Annotated in this window: 16 protein-coding genes, 1 tRNA gene and 6 pseudogenes; 13 read left to right on the forward strand and 10 right to left on the reverse strand. The window is 50.2% G+C overall.

Annotation, left to right across the window (positions count from 1 at the left end; genetic code table 11):
- Positions 1–8 precede the first annotated feature (8 nt).
- The 11 genes and pseudogenes from O3W44_RS15520 to mrdA all read left to right on the forward strand — a co-directional run bounded on the left by O3W44_RS15520 (position 9) and on the right by mrdA (position 12,773).
- A pseudogene (locus O3W44_RS15520) lies at positions 9–1,111 on the forward strand (M20 peptidase aminoacylase family protein).
- 303 nt (positions 1,112–1,414) lie between these two features.
- Positions 1,415–3,000, forward strand: a pseudogene (gene prfC / locus O3W44_RS15525) (peptide chain release factor 3).
- A 269-nt stretch (positions 3,001–3,269) separates the two neighbouring features.
- A complete protein-coding gene (osmY, locus tag O3W44_RS15530) occupies positions 3,270–3,890 on the forward strand; it encodes a molecular chaperone OsmY (RefSeq protein WP_269293758.1) in 621 nt (206 codons plus the stop codon).
- Positions 3,891–3,987: 97 nt separating this feature from the next.
- Positions 3,988–4,149 carry a DUF1328 domain-containing protein gene (locus O3W44_RS15535; RefSeq protein WP_065426276.1) on the forward strand — a complete coding sequence of 54 codons (162 nt, stop codon included), beginning with the start codon at positions 3,988–3,990 and terminating at the stop codon, positions 4,147–4,149.
- A gap of 223 nt (positions 4,150–4,372) precedes the next feature.
- Positions 4,373–5,425 carry a patatin-like phospholipase family protein gene (locus tag O3W44_RS15540; RefSeq protein WP_269293759.1) on the forward strand — a complete coding sequence of 351 codons (1,053 nt, stop codon included), beginning with the start codon at positions 4,373–4,375 and terminating at the stop codon, positions 5,423–5,425.
- Positions 5,422–6,198, forward strand: coding sequence for a TatD family hydrolase (locus tag O3W44_RS15545; RefSeq protein ID WP_269293760.1), 777 nt, complete (start codon positions 5,422–5,424; stop codon positions 6,196–6,198). Before O3W44_RS15540 ends, O3W44_RS15545 begins: the two co-directional genes overlap by 4 nt.
- A gap of 277 nt (positions 6,199–6,475) precedes the next feature.
- Entirely contained in the window at positions 6,476–7,255 is a 780-nt protein-coding gene (gene deoC, locus O3W44_RS15550; RefSeq protein ID WP_269293761.1) for a deoxyribose-phosphate aldolase, read from the forward strand.
- 65 nt (positions 7,256–7,320) lie between these two features.
- Entirely contained in the window at positions 7,321–8,649 is a 1,329-nt protein-coding gene (deoA, locus tag O3W44_RS15555) for a thymidine phosphorylase (protein WP_269293762.1), read from the forward strand.
- A gap of 94 nt (positions 8,650–8,743) precedes the next feature.
- A pseudogene (gene deoB, locus O3W44_RS15560) lies at positions 8,744–9,965 on the forward strand (phosphopentomutase).
- 30 nt (positions 9,966–9,995) lie between these two features.
- Positions 9,996–10,709, forward strand: a complete 714-nt coding sequence (deoD, locus tag O3W44_RS15565) for a purine-nucleoside phosphorylase (RefSeq protein ID WP_269293763.1) — start codon at positions 9,996–9,998, stop codon at positions 10,707–10,709.
- Positions 10,710–10,896: 187 nt separating this feature from the next.
- Positions 10,897–12,773, forward strand: a pseudogene (gene mrdA / locus O3W44_RS15570) (penicillin-binding protein 2).
- Positions 12,774–12,799: 26 nt separating this feature from the next.
- Here mrdA and O3W44_RS15575 read toward each other — a convergent pair.
- The 7 genes and pseudogenes from O3W44_RS15575 to O3W44_RS15605 all read right to left on the reverse strand — a co-directional run bounded on the left by O3W44_RS15575 (position 12,800) and on the right by O3W44_RS15605 (position 18,642).
- On the reverse strand, positions 12,800–13,351 hold the full coding sequence (locus O3W44_RS15575) for a DUF5384 family protein (protein WP_269293764.1): 552 nt from the start codon (positions 13,349–13,351) through the stop codon (positions 12,800–12,802).
- 9 nt (positions 13,352–13,360) lie between these two features.
- A complete protein-coding gene (locus O3W44_RS15580) occupies positions 13,361–13,876 on the reverse strand; it encodes a hypothetical protein (protein WP_269293765.1) in 516 nt (171 codons plus the stop codon).
- 379 nt (positions 13,877–14,255) lie between these two features.
- Positions 14,256–14,966, reverse strand: a complete 711-nt coding sequence (locus O3W44_RS15585) for a GGDEF domain-containing protein (RefSeq protein ID WP_269293766.1) — start codon at positions 14,964–14,966, stop codon at positions 14,256–14,258.
- A complete protein-coding gene (locus O3W44_RS15590; RefSeq protein ID WP_269293767.1) occupies positions 14,963–15,367 on the reverse strand; it encodes a DUF1987 domain-containing protein in 405 nt (134 codons plus the stop codon). Before O3W44_RS15590 ends, O3W44_RS15585 begins: the two co-directional genes overlap by 4 nt.
- Entirely contained in the window at positions 15,360–15,809 is a 450-nt protein-coding gene (locus tag O3W44_RS15595) for a SiaB family protein kinase (protein WP_269293768.1), read from the reverse strand. The genes O3W44_RS15590 and O3W44_RS15595 overlap by 8 nt, the downstream gene beginning before the upstream one ends.
- Before the next feature lie 134 nt (positions 15,810–15,943).
- Entirely contained in the window at positions 15,944–17,170 is a 1,227-nt protein-coding gene (locus O3W44_RS15600) for a SpoIIE family protein phosphatase (protein WP_269293769.1), read from the reverse strand.
- 152 nt (positions 17,171–17,322) lie between these two features.
- Positions 17,323–18,642: pseudogene (locus O3W44_RS15605) on the reverse strand (methyl-accepting chemotaxis protein).
- Between the two features lie 193 nt (positions 18,643–18,835).
- On the opposite strand from O3W44_RS15605, the gene O3W44_RS15610 reads away from it, so the two are divergent.
- Positions 18,836–18,911, forward strand: a tRNA-Phe gene (locus O3W44_RS15610).
- 448 nt (positions 18,912–19,359) lie between these two features.
- Here O3W44_RS15610 and O3W44_RS24995 read toward each other — a convergent pair.
- From O3W44_RS24995 to O3W44_RS15620, 3 genes and pseudogenes are all read right to left on the reverse strand, one after another.
- A complete protein-coding gene (locus tag O3W44_RS24995; RefSeq protein WP_442954642.1) occupies positions 19,360–19,491 on the reverse strand; it encodes a lipoprotein in 132 nt (43 codons plus the stop codon).
- 348 nt (positions 19,492–19,839) lie between these two features.
- A pseudogene (locus tag O3W44_RS15615) lies at positions 19,840–20,332 on the reverse strand (Hcp family type VI secretion system effector).
- Between the two features lie 244 nt (positions 20,333–20,576).
- Positions 20,577–21,095, reverse strand: coding sequence for a DUF2778 domain-containing protein (locus tag O3W44_RS15620; RefSeq protein WP_269293770.1), 519 nt, complete (start codon positions 21,093–21,095; stop codon positions 20,577–20,579).
- 291 nt (positions 21,096–21,386) lie between these two features.
- On the opposite strand from O3W44_RS15620, the gene O3W44_RS15625 reads away from it, so the two are divergent.
- The gene (locus O3W44_RS15625) at positions 21,387–21,539 is read left to right on the forward strand and encodes a hypothetical protein (RefSeq protein WP_269293771.1); all 153 of its coding nucleotides are present in this window, start codon (positions 21,387–21,389) and stop codon (positions 21,537–21,539) included.
- Positions 21,540–21,671 lie beyond the last annotated feature (132 nt).

The raw sequence follows: 21,671 nt of genomic DNA on the forward strand, positions 1-21,671 counted from the left end.
GAGAAGCCGTGTCCAACGTTTTAGAGCATTACCACTATCTGCATGAGATTCCAGAATTAGGATTCGAAGAGTTTAAAACGTCTGCTTATATCGCCGAACAGTTAGAAAAAGCCGGGCTGAAAGTCACACGTGGCATTAATAATACCACCGGCATTGTGGCTGAAATTGACAGCGGCGTCGCGGGGCCGGTACTGGCGCTGCGCGCTGATATGGATGCGCTCGGCCACATTATTGATGGTGAGCACTGCGCGCGTCATACCTGCGGCCATGACGGGCACGCTTCTGTGGTGTTAACGGCAGCGCAGGAGCTGTTGAAAGAAGGCGCGGTGAAGCGTGGACGGTTGAAGATTCTGTTTCAGCCCGCGGAAGAGCTGGGTGCAGGCGCGCTGGCGATGGTAGAGGGCGGTGCCATTGACGACGTTGATATGATTTTAGGCTTTCACCTTCGTCCGCTGGAAGAGTGCGTTGTTGGTCAGGCGGTGCCTGCGGTGGTGTACTCGGCGTGCAGTACGCTGGAAGCGACCATCAAGGGCCAGCCAGCACACGCGGCGCGTCCCCATCTTGGCGTCAACGCTTTAGATGCAGCCGTGCAGGCGGTACAGGCGGTAAAGAGTATTCATCTCTCACCGGGGCTGAACTGGAGTGTAAAAGCGACGCGGTTTTTATGCGATGCCGGTGTGACCAATTCAGTACCTGATGAAGCGCGTGTCGTGTGGGATTTGCGCTCGCAAGAGAACGCACCGATGGCGTTGCTGAAAGAGAAAGTGACACAAGCGATTACCCACAGCGTTGCGGCGCTGGGAGCCAGTGCTGAAGTGGTTGTGTTAAAAGAGATGCCCGCCGCGGAAATTCATGATGAAGCGACAGCGGTTATCCGCGCAGCCATTGTTGAGGTGCTGGGAGAGGAAGGGCTGCTCGGCAGTAAAACCACCCTGGCAGCGAAGACTTTTTCTACTATCCGGTGAAACGTCCGGGTGTGAAAGCAGGCTTCTGGGGATTGGGCACGAACCTGGTGCCGGGCCTGCATCACCCGGATATGCATTTTGATCTGAGCTCGCTAGACATCGGCGTCAGGGTGTTTAAATCTTGCGTTGTGAAGGTATTGGGTTAATGTTCTTCCCGCCCTTTCTGCAAGGAGAGGGCGACGCTGCTTTATGCGACAACTGAGCGGACATAAAGCAGCCGCTTTCTTCCCGCCACGAATGGGACAGCGCGCACAAAATATTGTATGCTATGCCGCCTTAATACTGATGGGGTAACCGGAATCGCCGCCAATGTCACGTCGCGCTTATCAGCCGACGATAAATTTTCGCATTCGGCACCGATTACCTGCCGGTAAGGTTATACCGGCCACCGTGATTTATTAGCAGCGCCTGGCAAGTTGCCGCAGCGTTGCCTCGTTGAGAAGAATTCCATGTCTAATCCCTTTTTAGAAGAGGTGGCACGCCGCCGCACCTTCGCGATCATCTCGCACCCGGATGCCGGTAAAACCACTATTACCGAAAAAGTCTTGCTGTTTGGACAGGCGATCCAGACCGCCGGTACAGTAAAGGCCGTGGCTCCAACCAGCACGCCAAATCTGACTGGATGGAAATGGAGAAGCAGCGCGGTATCTCTATCACCACCTCCGTGATGCAGTTTCCTTACCGTGACAGTCTGGTTAACCTGCTGGATACCCCAGGCCACGAAGATTTCTCGGAAGATACCTACCGCACTCTGACGGCAGTTGACTGCTGTCTGATGGTTATTGACGCGGCAAAAGGCGTTGAGGATCGTACCCGCAAGCTGATGGAAGTTACCCGCCTGCGCGATACGCCAATCCTGACCTTTATGAACAAACTCGACCGTGACATCCGCGATCCGATGGAGCTGCTGGATGAAGTCGAGAATGAACTGAAGATCGCCTGTGCACCGATCACCTGGCCAATTGGCTGCGGTAAGCTGTTTAAAGGCGTTTACCACCTCTACAACGATGAAACTTATCTTTATCAGAGCGGTAAGGGCCACACCATTCAGGAAGTCCGCATTGTTAAAGGTCTGGATAATCCAGAACTCGACAGCGCAGTGGGTGAAGAACTGGCTGCGCAGTTACGTGATGAACTGGAACTGGTAAAAGGTGCATCGCACGAATTTGAGCAGGACGCCTTCCTGAAAGGTGAACTGTCGCCAGTATTCTTTGGTACGGCGTTGGGTAACTTTGGCGTTGACCATATGCTGGATGGCCTGGTTTCCTGGGCACCTACGCCAATGCCGCGTCAAACCGACACCCGCACCGTGGAAGCCAAAGAAGAGAAATTTACCGGTTTCGTCTTTAAGATCCAGGCCAATATGGATCCAAAACACCGTGACCGTGTGGCATTTATGCGTGTGGTGTCCGGTAAATATGAAAAAGGCATGAAACTGCGCCAGGTCCGTATCGGCAAAGATGTGGTGATTGCCGATGCGTTGACCTTCATGGCGGGCGATCGCTCGCACGTTGAAGAGGCTTATCCTGGCGACATCATTGGCTTGCACAACCACGGCACGATTCAGATCGGTGACACCTTTACACAAGGTGAAAACATGAAGTTCACCGGTATTCCTAACTTCGCGCCTGAGCTATTCCGTCGCATCCGACTGCGCGATCCACTTAAGCAGAAGCAGTTACTGAAAGGACTGGTTCAGCTCTCTGAAGAGGGCGCGGTGCAAGTGTTCCGTCCGGTTCACAATAACGATCTGATTGTGGGTGCTGTCGGTGTTTTGCAGTTTGATGTGGTCGTTGCTCGCCTGAAAAGCGAGTACAACGTTGAAGCGATTTACGAGTCGATCAACGTTTCTACTGCGCGCTGGGTTGAATGCAGCGATGCGAAGAAATTCGACGAATTTCAACGTAAAAACGAGGTAAACCTTGCGCTGGACGGCGGCGATAACCTGACATATATCGCACCTACCATGGTAAATCTGAACATTACTCAGGAGCGTTATCCTGAGGTGAAGTTCCGTAAGACACGCGAGCACTAATCTGCCCGAACCGCCTTAAATCAGGGTCATTCCAGTTGAGAGTGGCCCTGATTCTCCCGCTACAGACTCCTCCTAAAAACGCCCCGTTTCGTCTATTTCAGCGCGCTATCAACCAGTTACTCCAGCAAAACGCAAAATCCTGACTATGATTACTCTATCGGGCAGCGAAAGAGAATTTTCTTCTCCTTACGTCCAACCTTACAGCAGTGCCGTTTGCTGCTGTCACGCCCACAGTGGTGGGTGAGTTAACTGATAGAAGGAATATATCGATGAACAAGTCAAATATTGCGAAAACCCTGATTGCTGCCATGGTTGGTTCTGCACTGTTGAGTGGTGGCGCACTGGCTGAAGAGACAATGACGCAGAAAGCGAAACAGGCTGCTGACAGCACGGGGCAAAAAATCGATAGTTCTATGGACAAAGTCGGCGCATACATGGATGACAGCAACGTCACAGCCAAAGCGAAAGCGGCGCTGGTAGATGATGAAGCCATTAAAAGCACCGATATCTCAGTAGAAACAAAACAAGGTGTGGTTACGTTAAGCGGCTTTGTCACTTCTCAGGATCAGGCTGAAAAAGCGGTCGCGGTAGTAGAGAAAGTGGAAGGCGTTAAATCCGTGAGTGACAAACTACACGTAAGAGACAGCAGCACTAACTCTCAGTCACTGAAAGGCTATGCAGGTGATGCTGCAACAACCAGCGAAATTAAAGCTAAGCTATTAGCGGATGACATTGTCCCGTCGCGTAATGTGAAAGTAGAAACCACCGACGGCGTTGTTCAGCTTTCAGGAACCGTTGCGAACAAGGCACAGTCGGATCGTGCTGAAAGTATCGCAAAAGCAATTGAAGGCGTGAAAAGTGTTAAGAATGACCTGACGGTTAAATCTTAATAGTAAACGTGCGGCGCTTCAGGTGCCGCACGAATAAAAACACCCATCCTGGGATGAAATAAGCAGTTCGATTTTCACTATGGTAAAGGAGAGGCTTATGTTTCGTTGGGGCATTATTTTTCTGGTAATCGCACTGATTGCCGCCGCATTGGGTTTTGGTGGTTTAGCCGGTACCGCAGCATGGGCAGCTAAAGTTGTCTTCGTTGTAGGTATTATTCTGTTCCTCGTCAGCCTGTTTACCGGCCGCAAACGACCCTGACCGATGAGTCTTACGTAATGCATTAGCATAAAGCGGAGACCAGTCATTCATGGCGCAGAGCGTGACGATACGGACAACGTACACGATGCTATGAAAGGGCAGAAGGCGCAAAGCATTCTGCCCGGCCAAGGGATAACATGACTGGTTCTCCGGGATGCTGCAGAATCAAAACGGAAAAACCTCCCAGCAAGCCCGCATGAGAACCTAACCTGAGGTTCAGACATTGGGCATACGTATTCCGGTTACACTCGGCGCTATTGAACCCCTGGCACTTACCCCTTTCAAAGCTAAAAAAATCGCCTTAGTGTGCGAAGGCGGTGGACAGCGTGGCATCTTCACTGCTGGCGTGCTGGATGAATTTCAGCGAGCACAATTCAACCCTTTTCACCTGATGCTGGGCACCTCGGCGGGGGCGCAAAATCTTTCTGCTTTTGTTTGTGCGCAGCCCGGCTATGCCCGTCGCGTGATTACTCGCTACACCACCAGCAAACTCTTTTTTGATCCCGTGCGCTTCGTGCGTGGTGGTCACTTGATCGATCTTGACTGGCTTATCGATATTACCCGCAGTGAATTTCCACTGGCGATGCAGAGCGCGCAAACGCTGTTCTCAGGCGGACGCGAATTCTATATGTGTGCCTGTCGCAGCGACGACTATTCTCCAAATTATTTTGCGCCAACCCATGAAAACTGGTTGAACCTGATTAAAGCGACCAGTGCCATTCCCGGCTTTTACCGACTGGGCGTTGATCTTGAAGGCATTAGCTATCTGGACGGTGGTATCAGTGATGCGATCCCGGTGCGCGAAGCCGCACGACGTGGCGCAGATACCATTGTGGTGATTCGTACTGTGCCATCACAACTGGCCTATACGGCGAAGTGGATCAAGCGCATGGAACGCTTTTTAGGCCGCAGTGCATTACAGCCCATGATCAAAGTGTTGCATCATCATGAGCAGAGCTATCGTGAGATCCTGCAGTTTATCGATCAGCCACCTGACAATTTGCGTATCATTGAGATCTTTCCGCCGCGTGTGCTGGCCAGTAAAGCGTTGGGAAGCCGGGTCGCATCGCTGAATCAGGATTATCATTTAGGACGTCGCTGTGGTCGCTATTTTCTCGCCACGCTGGGCCAGTGGCTCAGTGATGCCGAGCCGTTTATGCGCCACTCAGTTGTTACGCCGCCTGCACCTGTGGCAAATGCACCGGATGCGCGGCCCATCATCACACCTTCTGTGGCGGATAATGACGCCGATTACGATAAAGGTTCGCTGGCATGAGATTTATTGATACCCACTGTCATTTTGATTTTTCACCGTTGATTGATGAAACCGAAAGCACGCTCGCAAAAGCGGCTGAAGCAGGCATTGAAAAAATTATTGTCCCAGCCGTCGATATCGGTCGGTTTGAGCTGATTTGCCAGCTAGCGGCCGATCACCCTGCGCTGTATGCGGCGCTCGGTCTGCATCCCATCGCGATAGAAGATCATCAGGAAGAGCATCTGGATCGGCTGGAAGGGTGGCTCAGGCAGAAACCCAAAAAGCTGGTGGCGATCGGCGAGATCGGACTGGATCTCTATCGCGACAACCCGCAATTTGAGAAGCAGGAACAGTGGCTGGATGCCCAGCTCAGGCTGGCGAAAAAATATGATCTGCCGGTGATTCTGCATTCACGGCGCACCCATGACAAACTGGCGCTGCATCTGCGTCGCCACGATTTACCGCGTTGCGGCGTGGTGCATGCTTTTGCAGGCAGCCTGCAACAGGCGCAGGCGTTTATCAAACTCGGCTATGCCATTGGCGTTGGCGGAACCATTACCTATGATCGCGCCAGCAAAACCCGCCACACCATCGCCGAACTTCCGCTTGACGCGCTGTTACTGGAAACCGATGCGCCAGATATGCCGCTGCATGGTTTTCAGGGTGAGCCGAACCGTCCTGAACGTGCGCGCCTTGTCTGGGAAGCGTTATGTGATTTACGTCCCGAGTCCCCTGAAGAGATTGCCGATGCGCTCTGGAATAACAGTCAGAGAGTATTTCAGTTCTCCAACTAATCCGCTTTTCCTCTGATGCGCTGCGCGATTGACTACGCTTTAAACAATAATCAGCGCACCGAACTGTTAAATGTGACAATAGTAACATTGCGCTGGCTGCCGTATAATAGTGCTCACAGGCATTTTTTTAATTTAAGCCACGCCATTCCTGGTTTGTAACAGCAGGCAGTGATAGTGATGTGATTATTGCCACATATTGCTCGCGCTGCTTTTGTTATTATTATCACATTCTGTCGGCCAGCTTACTGGCCGCATCCCGATCGTTTTGGAGAGCATCATGACCGATATACAAGCGCAGGCCCTTCGCGCATTAAAACTGATGGATTTAACCACGCTGAATGAAGATGACACTGACGAGAAAGTCATTGCGTTGTGTCATCAGGCGAAGTCACCCGTGGGCAATACAGCGGCTATCTGCATCTATCCACGCTTCATTCCGGTCGCGCGTAAAACCTTGCGCGAGCAGGGCACGCCAGACATCCGCATTGCGACAGTGACCAACTTTCCGCACGGCAATGATGACATCGACATTGCGCTGGCTGAAACCCGCGCAGCGATCGCTTACGGCGCGGATGAAGTGGATGTGGTTTTCCCTTACCGCGCGTTGATCGCCGGAAATACCCAGGTCGGTTTTGATCTGGTAAAAGCCTGTAAAGAGGCATGTGCCGCAGCGAATGTGCTGCTGAAAGTGATTATCGAAACCGGTGAACTGAAAGAAGAGGCGTTGATTCGCCAGGCATCTGACATTGCCATTGATGCCGGCGCTGACTTCATCAAAACCTCAACCGGTAAAGTGCCGGTGAATGCGACGCCAGAAGTGGCCCAGATCATGATGAGCGTGATCCGTGACAAAGGCGTGCAGCAGCAGGTGGGTTTTAAACCAGCCGGTGGCGTCCGTACCGCTGAAGATGCCGCAATTTATCTGCAACTGGCTGAAGAGACGCTGGGAGCTGACTGGGCCGATGCACGCCATTTCCGTTTTGGCGCATCCAGCCTGCTGGCGAATCTGCTGAATACGCTGGGCCATAACAACGAAAGCAGCCAGTCAGGCTACTGATCTTTTCAGGCGGCCCGTGGCCGCCTTTTCAACACCAATATTTCCCTGTCTGAAGGGGGGTTACCTTGTTCTTACCACAAGAAATCATCCGCAAAAAACGTGACGGCCATGCACTGAGCGAAGAAGAGATCCGCTTCTTCATTAAGGGCGTCCGTGATAACAGCGTTTCCGAAGGTCAAATTGCCGCGCTGGCAATGACAATATATTTCCATGATATGACCCTGCCTGAGCGCGTGGCACTCACCATGGCAATGCGCGATTCAGGCACGGTGCTGAACTGGAAATCGCTTAACCTGAATGGCCCGGTGGTGGATAAACACTCAACCGGCGGCGTCGGTGATGTGACTTCCCTGATGTTAGGCCCGATGGTGGCGGCATGCGGCGGTTATATTCCCATGATCTCCGGGCGCGGCCTCGGCCACACGGGTGGCACGCTGGATAAGCTGGAAGCGATCCCCGGTTTTGACATTTTCCCCAGTGACGATCGCTTTCGTCAGATCATCAAAGAGGTCGGCGTCGCGATTATTGGTCAGACGAACTCGCTGGCGCCGGCAGACAAACGCTTTTACGCCACGCGAGACATAACTGCCACCGTTGATTCTATTCCGCTGATCACCGCTTCAATCCTGGCGAAAAAACTGGCCGAAGGGCTGGATGCGCTGGTGATGGATGTAAAAGTCGGTTCCGGTGCGTTTATGCCCACCTATGAAGCTTCAGAAAACCTGGCGCAGGCGATTGTCGGCGTGGCAAACGGCGCAGGCTGTCAAACCACCGCGCTGCTTACCGACATGAATCAGGTATTAGCCTCTACCGCCGGGAATGCGCTGGAAGTACGTGAAGCGGTGCAATTCCTTACCGGTCAGGCACGTAATCCGCGCTTACTCGAAGTCACGCTGGCGCTGTGCAGTGAAATGTTAATGTCGGGCAAGCTGGCAGCCAGTGACGCAGAAGCGCGGGAAAAATTGATGCAGGTGCTGGATAACGGCAAAGCCGCTGAGATTTTTGGCCGCATGGTGGCTGCGCAGAAAGGGCCGGGCGATTTCGTTGAGCGTTATGACGCTTACCTTCCTGCGCCCATGCTAAGCAAGGCGGTGTATGCCGACAGACCAGGCATTGCCAGCAGCATGGATACGCGCGCGCTGGGCATGGCAGTTGTAGCCATGGGGGGCGGACGTCAACGTGCCAGCGACAGTATCGATTACAGCGTAGGATTAAGCGACATGATCACGCTGGGTGAACGTGCCGATACGCAACGCCCACTTGCGGTGATCCATGCCAGCAGTGAAGCGAGCTGGCAGCAGGCCGCCGCGGCAATCAAAGCGGCTATCAAACTCAGCGACAGCGCCCCCGAAGAGACGCCCGTTGTCTATCGTCGGGTGACAAATGCGGGCTGATCCGCAACTATCAGTGCCAGCCGGGAGGCATTCGGGTATACTGATCTGATCGCTTTTTTTTGACTTGTCACGCGCACAGGCGCAGGAGACTTGCATGAAACGTGCTTTTATTATGGTTCTCGATTCCTTCGGGATCGGCTCCAGCAAAGATGCCGATAAATTCGGCGACGCAGGTTCGGACACGTTAGGTCACATTGCCGAAGCCTGTTTTAAAGGCGAGGCGGACGAAGGGCGCAAAGGCCCCCTGCATTTGCCCAATCTGACCGCACTGGGCTTAGGCAAAGCAGCAGAACTTTCTACCGGACGCTTCCCGAGCGGCCTTGATCCTGAAGCAAAAATTATCGGTGCGTACGCTTATGCCAGTGAAATCTCTTCCGGTAAAGATACGCCGTCAGGCCACTGGGAAATCGCGGGTGTGCCGGTATTGTTCGACTGGGGCTATTTCAGCGACAAAGAGAACAGCTTCCCCAGGAACTGTTAGACAAGCTGGTTGAACGCGCCGACCTGCCGGGTTATCTCGGTAACTGCCACTCATCGGGTACGGTTATCCTCGACCAGTTGGGCGAAGAGCACATGAAATCGGGCAAACCGATCTTCTATACCTCGGCGGATTCCGTGTTCCAGATCGCCTGTCACGAAGAGACGTTTGGCCTGGATCGCTTGTACAAGCTGTGTGAGATTGCGCGTGAAGAGTTAACCGAAGGCGGCTACAACATTGGTCGTGTTATTGCGCGTCCTTTTGTTGGCGATAAGGCGGGTAACTTCGAGCGTACCGGTAATCGTCACGATCTGGCTGTCGAGCCACCTTCGCCAACCATGCTGAAAAAGCTGGTGGACGAGAAGGGCGGGCAGGTCATTTCAGTGGGCAAAATTGCTGATATCTATGCTGAACAGGGCATCACGAAAAAGTGAAAGCCACCGGGCTGGATGCACTGTTTGATGCCACGATTCAGGAAATGAAGCAGGCGCCGGATCACGCTATCGTCTTCACTAACTTCGTTGATTTCGACTCAACCTGGGGCCACCGTCGTGATGTCGCCGGTTATGCAGGTGGGCTTGAGCTGTTTGATCGCCGTTTGCCGGAATTGATGGCGTTGGTAGAAGAGGATGACATCCTGATCCTCACCGCCGATCACGGCTGCGATCCAACCTGGAAAGGTACTGAGCATACGCGCGAGCACATCCCAGTTTTGATCTACGGGCCTAAAGTAGAACCCGGCTCGCTCGGCTACCGTGAAACTTTTGCGGATATTGGTCAGACAATCGCACACTATTTTGGCCTGTCCGATATGGACTATGGCAAGAACATGCTGTAAATCAGCTATTTAAAAAGGATAAGTAAAACAATGGCAACGCCTCATATTAATGCAGAAATGGGTGATTTCGCAGATGTAGTTTTGATGCCCGGCGATCCACTGCGTGCTAAACACATTGCGGAAACCTTCCTGGAGAACCCGGTAGAAGTCAACAATGTGCGCGGTATGTTGGGTTATACCGGCACCTATAAAGGACGCAAAATATCCGTGATGGGACACGGCATGGGTATTCCGTCCTGCTCAATCTATACCAAGGAACTGATCACTGATTTCGGCGTGAAGAAGATCATTCGTGTTGGCTCCTGCGGCGCGGTGCGTGCGGATGTTAAGCTGCGTGATATCGTCATCGGTATGGGTGCCTGTACGGATTCTAAAGTGAACCGTATGCGCTTCAAAGACCACGATTTCGCAGCCATTGCGGATTTCGACATGGTGCGTAACGCGGTTGATGCGGCTAAAACGCTGGGCGTTGAAGCGCGTGTTGGCAACATCTTCTCTGCGGATCTTTTCTATACGCCAGATCCACATATGTTCGATGTCATGGAGAAGTACGGCATCCTGGGCGTGGAAATGGAAGCGGCAGGCATCTACGGTGTGGCAGCAGAGTTTGGTGCAAAAGCGTTAACGATTTGTACCGTCTCTGACCATATTCGTACCCACGAGCAAACCACCTCGGCTGAGCGTCAGACCACGTTCAACGACATGATCAAAATCGCGCTGGAATCTGTGCTGCTGGGTGATTAAAACATCCTACCCCCGCCGGGCGGCGGGGGAAAGTGGAGCAGGGGCAATGCGTGCTCTCCCCGGTAACATCTTCATTAAATGACACAATTTTATTCAGGCTTGTGCATTTTCGCGCTGGCACTGAACGCCGCGCCCCCTATCATTAGGCTGACAACACAAAATAACCACTCCCCAAAAATGCCTCCTGATGAATTTTCGTAATTTCGAAGCTGAAGAAAAGCTGTTTATCCGTCGCGCGATAACTGCATTTGCCCTGGTTGTTGTCTGTTTTACTGTTCTGGCTGTTAATCTTTACCGCTTGCAGGTCCGGGAGCACAGCTACTATCAGACGCGATCAAATCAGAACGACATTAAAATGATCCCCATCGCGCCAACGCGCGGGCTAATCTACGATCGCAACGGTATTCCGCTGGTGCACAACGTGACCTGGTATGACATCACGCTGACGCCATACAAAATCAAAGACATGCAGGCTACACTCACTGCGTTGACGCCGCTTATCGATCTGAATGCCGATGAGATCGATACCTTCATGCACAGCTTAAAGCAGAGCAGCCGTTACAAGCCGGTGATACTGAAAGAAGCACTGACAGATGAGCAAGTGGCGCGCTTTGCGGTCAATCAGTTCAATTTTACCGGCGTCAGTATTGATACCTATCAGGATCGCCAGTATCCCTACGGGGCGGATTTAGCGCACGTGGTGGGGTATGTCTCGAAAATCAACGACAGTGACTATAAGCGGTTGAATCAGCAAGGCATCGCGGAAAACTACGCTGCCGATCACAACATCGGTAAGCAAGGCATTGAGGCTTATTACGAATCCGTACTGCATGGCAAGCCCGGCTATCAGGAAGTCGAAGTTGATAATCATGGCCGCATTGTACGGGTGCTGAAAGAAGTCGCGCCGATTGCCGGCAAAAATATTACGCTGACACTCGATCTTCATCTGCAACAGTATGTTGAAAGCCTGCTGGCGGGTCAGCGTGCAGCTCTGCTGATTGAAGATCCACACGATGGATCGGTGTTAGCGATGGTCTCCAGCCCCAGCTACGATCCCAATCCTTTTGTTAAAGGCATCAGCTATCAGGCTTATAAATCGTTATTGCAGGATAAAAATCTGCCGTTGATCAACCGTGTGACCCAGGGGCTTTATCCACCCGCCTCAACGGTTAAACCTTATATGGCGATGTCGGCGCTGTTGACCAACGTTATCACACCGCAAACCCACTTCTTCGGCGCACCCACCTGGACGCTACCTGGCACCGATCGCCATTATCGTGACTGGAAAAAGAGCGGACACGGTATGCTGGATGTCACCAAAGCGATTGAAGAGTCTGCTGACACCTTTTTTATCAGGTGGCGTTTATGATGGGCATCGATCGCATTCATACCATGCTGGGTCAGTTTGGCTACGGCAAATCGACCGGTATCGATCTCAACGAGGAGTACAACGGTTTATTGCCCAGCCGTAACTGGAAACAGAAGGTTCATAAAAAACCGTGGTATCAGGGTGATACGGTTTCTGTCGGCATCGGACAGGGCTACTGGATCGCCACACCGATTCAGATGGTAAAAGCCATGGTGGCGTTGATTAATAATGGGCGGGTGATCGCGCCGCATTTACTTGAGAAAGCTCAGCGCGGTAAGCATATCGACATGTACCATCCGACGTTACCCCAGGCGCAAATTGGCGATGCAAATTCACCTTACTGGTCGCTGGTGCGTCATGCCATGTTTGGTATGGCGAATGCGCCAAACGGCACAGGCTACAAATATTTCCACACCGCGCCCTACGGCATTGCCGCCAAAAGCGGGACGTCCCAGGTATTTAGCCTGAAACAGAATCAGACTTACAACGCGAAGATGATCCCGGTTCGCTTGCGCGATCATATCTTTTATACCGCGTTTGCACCCTTTAACAGCCCAAAAGTGGCGATAGCGTTGATTCTGGAAAACGGGGGCGGGGAAGGGGTGACGGCTGCACCCGTGATGCGGCAGATACTGGATCACATCTTTATTCCAGCAGTGAGCACGCCGCCGGTGCAAATGGCGCAGCAGCAATAAATAAGGGGAATTATTCCCCCTCTTTATTAATTAAACCAGCTGCTGGCTTTTTTGACGCGAGCTTCGCCTTCGCTTTTAAGCAGATCATGTCCGCCTTGAGAAAGGCTACGCGTTGCGTCTGCTTCTGACTGTACAACGTCAGTATGGGCCGCACGCGATTTCAGATCTTGATCGATAAATTCATTTTCGCGAGCCACCCGTGCTGCTTCACGTTTAATAGCTAATTTGCGTTGTTCAATTTCTAACTGACGCAGCTCATCTTCGTAGCTTTGATCACGTTTTTTATCGGCTTGATATTCGGCCACCGCACGTGCTTTATCAGCAGCAATAACAGCCTCTCGCTGACGCTGTTTTTCAGCATGTGCCGCCGCAATTTTGGCCTGACGCGCCCGTTCCTGACGAGCCTGCGCTTCCAGTCGGGCCTGACGTGCATCCTCACGGGATTGTTCTTCAGCTTTACCGGCATTTTCTGCAGCGGCAACCGCAGCGAGTTGATCCTGTAAAGTAGCCGCTTGTGCCTTCGTCCCTGAAATAAGGCTAAGCACCACGAGCGGCAGAATTGAAAAACCTTTTTTCATCTTTGCCTCTTAAGCTTTTACCGGGCAAGATGTGTTTGGTTGTATGCGGGTTTCATTATCTTTTGTCGAAATAACAACCGCTAAGCCAGAAGTGAATTCACATGTTTTACCCACCTGAGTAGAGGTGTAAACCTTCGTGCCTTCTTTGTATGTCAGCGATACACCCTCGACGAGAACTTTATCTTTTACCAGAGAACCGGCTGCTGCGCCGGCAGCACCGCCGCCGACTGCACCAGCAGTGGTGCCAAGCGCAGAACGTGAACCTACATTATGTCCAACTACGCCACCTGCAACTACTCCTAAAATCGCACCGAAAGTCTGCGCGGCTTGTTTATTTTGCGTGTTATCTACCGCAACTTTTGCAGGCAGGATAGAGATAATACTGACCGTTTTAGTCTCTTGCTTATTATTGAGCTGAGTTGTGTCATAAACATTGGCTGCATAACTGTCTGCATTATTTTGACAGCCCGTTAACAGCAGAGGCGATAAAAAAGATAATAAAATTAATTTTTTTGCTGTTTTCATTGCAATAACTCCATTTAAGAAAAGTCCTAAATAAATATCATAATTTTTTTAATAGTGAATATACCTCACCAATAATTAGTTTTAATCCCAACTTTATTGCCTGAATTTGATATAAGTTGGACTTTTAAAGCGGGTTATTTGCAATAAATAATCTTTGAAAATTTGATTTTATTTATTTTGTTGAGATTTTCCCCTTTTGTATTAATAACTTAAGTAAATTATATTTTTTGTTTAAGTCAAATTTTTGCAAAAGTTAGTTTAGTAAATTTTACTAAACTAACTTTTTATAAAAAGAGATGATCAGAAAGGAGGATTACAAAGCTTTTGAAGAGAAGAGATGAAAATTATCTAAATAATGAAGCCAGCATAAGCTGAGTTTTTAGCGAAAGAAAACGCGATTGCGTCCGTGTTTTTTGGCGTCATACAGCGCCGCGTCGGCATTATTATAAAGCGTTTCGAAACCGCTGCCGGTTGCACCCCAACTTACGCCAAGGCTGGCAGTGACTAAACGCTCCGGCAGGGCGGCCAGCGGCGCGGCGTTGAGCGAGGCCAGTATTGCGCCCGCAACAATCACCGCGTCAGCTAAGTAAGTGTCTGGCAGCATAATGGTGAATTCTTCACCGCCAATGCGGCCAATACTGGCAATTGCTGGTGTATTCCGCTGAATGCGTTCGACCATTTCGCAGATCACTTTGTCGCCCACCGGATGACCATGCTCATCATTGATACGTTTGAAAAAATCGATATCCGGGATGATCAGCGCGGCGGGGGAATGAGCGAGTGTCTGGCTGATGCGCTGAATAATCGCGCTGCGATTCCACACATCGGTCAGCGGATCGTGAGTGGCTTTATATTCCAGCTCACGTGCCAGCTGACTCAGTTGTTCATTCGCCCGGTTTAGCTCACGCTCAGCCCGATCGCTGCGTGAAATCAGGCGCCAGGTTTCACGCATTAAACGCTGATAGTGATGATTGAGCTGCAGCAAAGCCTCACGGTACTCTTCGGCACGCAAACTCTGCTGTGCGGCGACATCACTGGCCTTATTCAGCACCTGTGTCTCTTCACTGAACAACTCTTTCAAATCGATCATTGACCGTTTTCCGCATGCAGTTGCACATCCAGCGCGGTAAAATCCAGTGACAGCTCTTCGCCAAACTCTTCTGAAACATCATCTTCAGCATCAAAATACCAGTTCAGTACAATATTACAGCCGCCCTGCGCGCGCTGATTAAACTGGTCGAACAGGCCAAACAGCATTTTGGTGCTGGAGCTGTTGAAGTAGCTGAGGGCGATATTCACTTCAGCGGGAAAATCGGGTTGTGGCTGCCACGCCTCAAGCGCGCTCTGAAGGGGACGATAGAAAGCCGCCGCATTTTCCGGCCAGGATTCCCCTCGCAGCGAAAAACGTTGAGCAGCGAAATCAAACTCTACAGCAGGCGTGCAGTCGGTGGCAGTCAGTTGAATGGTTTGCATAATCGATTTTTCAGTCATGACAAATGGTGGCCTTCAGCCAGAAGGCAGTGAGATCGCTGGCTTCCAGCGGACGGAGGTGATATTCCAGCGGCTCGCTAACGTCACGCGCCAGCGTCAGCAGGCCGATATTCGCGCCTTTGCTCCATGCCGGACTTTCTGCGCGCAGGCCGTGGCGATAGGCTTGTTTAATTTCATCAATGCTCATCACGCGCAGAGATTCGAGGTTAATGCGCAGCTGATCGCTGGCATCTGTTCCGACCAGATTGGTACTTTCCAGATAGTAGCGCCCGTCGTCATAGCGTAAACAGACGGAACCAAAGCGATAAAGCTGCTCATCATGGCTCAGTGCGCGACTGTCTTGCGAATAGCGCAGAATATTTTGGGCGATTTCGACAAAGCTGGAGAACAGGCGACGCCGTACTTTGAGCGACTGTTCATGTTTTTCCAGAAATAATTTCACCACTTCGCCCATGGCCGTAATGTTCTGCGGCGAGAAAAAAACCTGTGTATTGCAGTGCGACCAAACCCTGATGAGGTTCGGCGCTGAAGGGCGCATCAAGTAGCGACACGTTGTTCATTATTGTCCCGGTGCAATTAATAGCGGAAGCCAAACCAGGTGACATCATCGCGTCGAGCCTGGTGACCTTGCCAGCTTAAATAATCCTGTTGAAATGCCAGTGAAAGGGCAGGCATCGACAGGTTTTGGTAACGCGTTAAACATGCCTGAATGCGTTTTTTACCAAACATAATGTTGCGTTCACCGCCGAGTTGATCGGTCACGCCGTCGGTAAGAATAAAAAGCATATCGCCGCGGCTGAGCGGGATAACCTGTTCCGGCCAGCTGTAACCTTCCGGCGTGTCGGTATAACCGACGCCCACCCGATCCTGGCTCAGCGAAATGATTTCATCGCTCACGTTGCCCAGCATGAAAGCCAGCGTGCGGGCGCTGGCCCAGCGTAACTGGTGCAGTTCAGTGTTTACTGACAGCACGATAGCGTCACAGCCATCATTTGACAGGGAGGTTTGTTGAGAGGCATTAAGCTGGCCCAGCGTCTGTTTAATGTGGCGATTGAGCGCATTAAGAATCGTTGCCGGTGCCTGGATGTCAGCTTCGCGCAGCGCGTATTCGAGCGCCGACTGCAATATTACCGTCATAAATGCGCCTGGAATGCCATGCCCGGTACAATCGGCGATGACAGCCAGCCAGCCGTGCGGGTGACGATGGAAAGCATAATAATCGCCACCAACACCATCACGCGGTTGCCAGTGTAAACACCAGTCGCGCAATTCACGCGCCATTAACTGGTTAGAGCGATCAAGCATGGCATCCTGAATAACCCTTGCATACTCAATGCTTTGTAAAATCTGTTGATGCTGCTGTGCCTGCAAATCAGAGACGCGGCGGATCAGATCGACACCTAAACCAATGCCGACATAGCGCCCTTGTTCAGTCAGGATAAACCCGTCTGCCACGGACTTGTCGCCATTTTCGACCACCTGCTGCGCCACGTTTTCCAGGGAAGTCTCCACTTCAATAACCAGCGGAAATTTATCCATAAACGCGATACAGCTTTTACGGTCATACAATTCGCGAAAAAAGGGACGCGCCATCTGCGACAGAAATATGTGGCGGTTGATCATGCCAAAGGGCTTACCTTCTTCGACAACCGGCAGACCAATAAGATCTTTATGCTCAGTGAACAACGCCATTACCGTTTGATTGTCGGTATTGGGTGTTGCAAAAGGCACATCAATACACAAAACCCGTGCACTGTAGCGACTGGAGGCGGAGATCCCGCTATAACTTTCGGGCAGCTGCATGATGCTGCTCATGGTTGGCTAAGAATAATCCTAGATTAAAAGTTTGTGATGACAGTTTTATGTCAATAACGGGCAGGGCGAAAAAGAGTGTAATTATCGTGACTTAAGTAAAATGAAAAGGTAAAAGCCGGCTATCCAGCCGGCAAAAATCACTACGCTTTTAGAGTTTCGGTAACATGGCTGATCGCCTGTACCACTTCGGTAGAACTGCTACGAATATCGGCAATCATTCCGCCCGCTTCCTGCGCCAGAACAACCCCTGATCGGCACGCTTCAGGTTTGATTCAATGCCTTTTAACGCCTTATTCGCCAGCTGATGATTTTGTTCTACGCGATCTTCAATCTCTGAGGTGGCACGATTGATGTTAGCCGCCAGTGTGCGAACCTCATTCGCCACAACCGCAAAGCTGCGACCATGAGTCCCGGCGCGTGCCGCTTCAATCGCCGCATTCAGCGCCAGTAAATTGGTTTGATCGGCGATACGGCGGATGCTCTCGACAATAAAGCCGATGCGATCAGATGATTCGCTCAGGCCAGCAATGTCGTCAGAAATCGCGTGTAGCTCTACCGCCAGTTCATTCATGGTCTTTACGCTGTTCGCGATCACATCGGCACCGAGTTTTGTGCTTTCACTGGTTTGCAGCGCGGTTTGATACGCCTGCTGGGCAGCCTGACGCTCCTGGTGATTTTTTTCCACCTGGGCGGTGACATCAGTAGCGAATTTCACCACTTTATAGAGTTTGCCGTGGTCATCAAACACCGGGTTATAAGTGGCGCGCAACCAGATGGTTTGACCCTGTTTATTGACGCGCGCGGAACTGGCCGGAAATAAATTCGCCGCGATTGAGTTTCTGCCAAAACGTTCTGTATTCCTGGCTGTTTCGCACTTCTTCTGAACAGAAGGTGCTGTGGTGTAAGCCGCTAATTTCATCGCTGCGGTAGCCCATGGTTTTCAGAAAATTTGCATTGGCTTTGAGCACTTCACCTTTCAGGTTAAAGGCAACCACTGCCATTGAACGCTCAATCGCCGTGGTCATTGCGCGCTGCTCCTGCGCATCAACAATGTGCTCTGTGATGTCATTAGCCAGCTTAACGATCTTAAATACCCGGCCGCTGCGGTCTTGTACCGGCACATAGTTGGCTTCGAGCCACACCGGACGACTGTGTTTTGCCACACGTAAAAATTTTGCGCTAAAGCTTTCGCCTCTGTTTAAACGCTGCCAGAAATCGCGATAGTGAGGCGACTGAATAAGATCGGGCGTGCAAAACAGGCTGTGATGCTGACCTTCGATTTCATCCAGCGTATAGCCCATGCGTTCAAGGAACAGTGCGTTGGCGTTAAGGATGGTGCCCTCAGGAGAGAACTCGATCATGGCGATCGAATCTTTAAGGGAGTGGAGTGTTGCAGATGAATGATTACGTTTCTGCCAGGTAAGGCGAGAAACGATTCCTGATGTAATAGTGGAAAACATGGCGAACCTTTTTATTAGTGTTAGTCTTCCTGAGCGTTATCGGCGGGGGCGTTCAAAAATCCAGCGACTGTCGACTGTTTTAAACAAATTATTACTACCTGTTCTGGTAGTTGATGGAAAAGACGTCAGTCGATTTCATTTTTGTGAAAAGCGTTTGACGATATGAGGCAGTTAAGGTTTAATGCGCCCCGTTGCCCGAATAGCTCAGTCGGTAGAGCAGGGGATTGAAAATCCCCGTGTCCCTGGTTCGATTCCGGGTTCGGGCACCAAATTAAAGAACCCGCCTTATGGCGGGTTTTTGCTTTTAGCGAGCCGAACCCGTCCTCGAAGGTTCGGTGCACTCGCCACCTCCCTGTGGCTCGCCCTTTGGGTTAGCGCGGCAGGCGCGCTATGCAAAAATGCTCCCGGCATTTTTGTCCGGGTTCGGGCACCAGATTAAAGAACCCAGCCTTATGGCTGGGTTTTTGCTTTAGCGAGCCGAACCCGTCCTCGAAGGTTCGGTGCACTCGCCACCTCCCTGTGGCTCGCCCTTTGGGTTAGCGCGGCAGGCGCGCTATGCAAAAATGCTCCCGGCATTTTTGTCCGGGTTCGGGCACCAAATTAAAGAACCCGCCTTATGGCGGGTTTTTGCTTTTAGCGAGCCGAACCCGTCCTCGAAGGTTCGATGCACTCGCCACCTCCCTGTGGCTCGCCCTTTGGGTTAGCGCGGCAGGCGCGCTATGCAAAAATGCTCCCGGCATTTTTGTCCGGGTTCGGGCACCAAATTAAAGAACCCGCCTTATGGACTCCATCATCACCACACCCAGATAGCAGGACGGCAAGACCTGCCGCTAATATAAGTTTACGCATACCTTTTCCTTACTGGTCATCCACAGACTTCCTTTTGGCCTGTAATCACCTGCCAGAATTGATTTTTTTGCAGCGTCATATCGTTGTACCGCTCGAAAAAAACAGATGCCAGGTAAGGCTATCGCAAACAACAGATCGGTCGATACAAACAATTAAAAACGATCGATCGTCGCTTATTAACAGCCGCAAGCTATCAAATGTCTACAATCGATCATTTTATCAATTAAAAGTGAGAGGAAAGAATTTACACGTTATTAATAGCTGTTTATCTGTATGGAAAACGGCGTGGAAATGTAAAACCAGCAGCAGGAAAGAAAGGCTCCTTCTGCTTCTGTTCACTATAGCGTCTTAAGCTGTTGCTCGTTCGTTCCATGCATCAGTATATTGGATGTTGCCATCCACAATTCGCCAGGTTATTTTTTTCATACTGTAAGCTGACGCTTTCAATGTGATTCATTTTATCATTGCCAGCTAATTTAACATTAGGCACGCCACAGTTAACACCCGTAATTTTTACGTTTTCCATTAACACGGTATAATAACAAACCTCTTGTCCTGCATCGCTAATGTGATAGAATTTTATTTCCGCGCTTTTCAGTGTCTGACCTGTAGCAGCGGCCTTATAAAGATAAGGGGTCGAACTATCAACTTCCTTTTCAATCATCATAGAAGAATGCTGACGAGTTCCTGTAATCTTACCATTAGCATTATCTACTGGTAAATTAATGCCGTGACTCAACCCTATAATCTCTACACTACCTTCACGGTCTTGAATATCTACAGATCCTTTAATATCTGCACCACCGTCATCTTTTAGCCACATATACGGAGGGATTGGCATACTATATTTTCCTTATTTTATTAAAAATTTTCACTGCTATTGTATATATCCCTGTGGTAATTATTAACACAGAGATAACATCAATGTAAAAATAAGCGTCATAAATCGACTCTGCATTCACATCGCCACTAATAAACAGAGCTAATTTACTTGCAAAGGTGTGATTAATATAAATTTCAGGATTGCCAAGAATCCGAGCTACAGCAAGCATAATAATATAAAAAAAAATATCGTTTTTGCAGCCCTACGTGCAAGTGTTTGAGCCATTGGCTACCACCTCAACCCACCCCTGAGCCATAAGGGAACGCATGCAAGGCACTTGCATCGGAGCCGTATTAAGCAGTGCATTCCTAATTAGTGCATAATCTGAGTTGTGCGCAATAGTTATACATCCTTCGGATACAGTTCCCGGATGTAGTCTAAATAATCCACGATAAACACCCTCTATCCACGTGCCATCATCAATACCCCAATCATCCTTGTATAAGGCGAACCATTCATCACGACCAAACGCTGCTCCGTGACGAATTTTGTTCCAGGTGTCCTGAATTTCCGCTTTTCTTTTTGAGAAGAATCCTCCAGAACCCCGCTCAACAATCCAATATTTGCCCGGTGGTAATGGTCCATCACCTTTAATAGCACCGCAGGCCCCCTTGTTTCGGTAAATACCATTACCAGAAAAAGCCATAAACACACCAACGCCATACAGATTGAAAGGCGCATAATCAGCACCGTTCAAAATCATCTTTCCCTGTAATGCCATAAACTGCCTTATATCCTTACTCTTTATGTGAGTATATGCTATAGGTTATTTATTGAGCGATCAAGGGAAATAGCTAACATTTAGTTTGTTGCATTACTGGTTCAGTTTGACTTTTTATATTTTCATTCCAAATACTATTTTCGTTATCGGAGCAAACTACTGAAAATATATAATGGAGTTTCACTTCGAGCTTTAGAGGCCAAATAGAACACTATTTTCCGAGACTTAATCAGCAGGAGCGAAAAAAAAGCAACACAAAAACTAAATCAGAAAAGCACTGGAGACACTACTATGATTATTAATGGAAAGAAGATAAAAGCTAAAGACTTAGCAAAACAGGCAGGCTTATCACGTTCAACAGTAATTAAATGTTATGGAACTAGTCGTGAAGAATATGAAAGAGAGACAGCAGGGAAAAGAAAACTTACTTTTAATTTAAGATGATTGGGTTTGAAGCGGAAATAAGTTGCAGAAAAAATGGCCGCAACGCAAATCAGTTCAGTCGCATATTACAGGGGGTATTTAGCATTGCAATAATAACAAAAACCACATTGGTGATTTTTGTTATTGTTTATT

Origin of the sequence: Pantoea sp. LMR881 (assembly GCF_027157825.1) — a bacterium.
GTDB classification, from domain to species: Bacteria; Pseudomonadota; Gammaproteobacteria; order Enterobacterales; family Enterobacteriaceae; genus Pantoea; species Pantoea haifensis.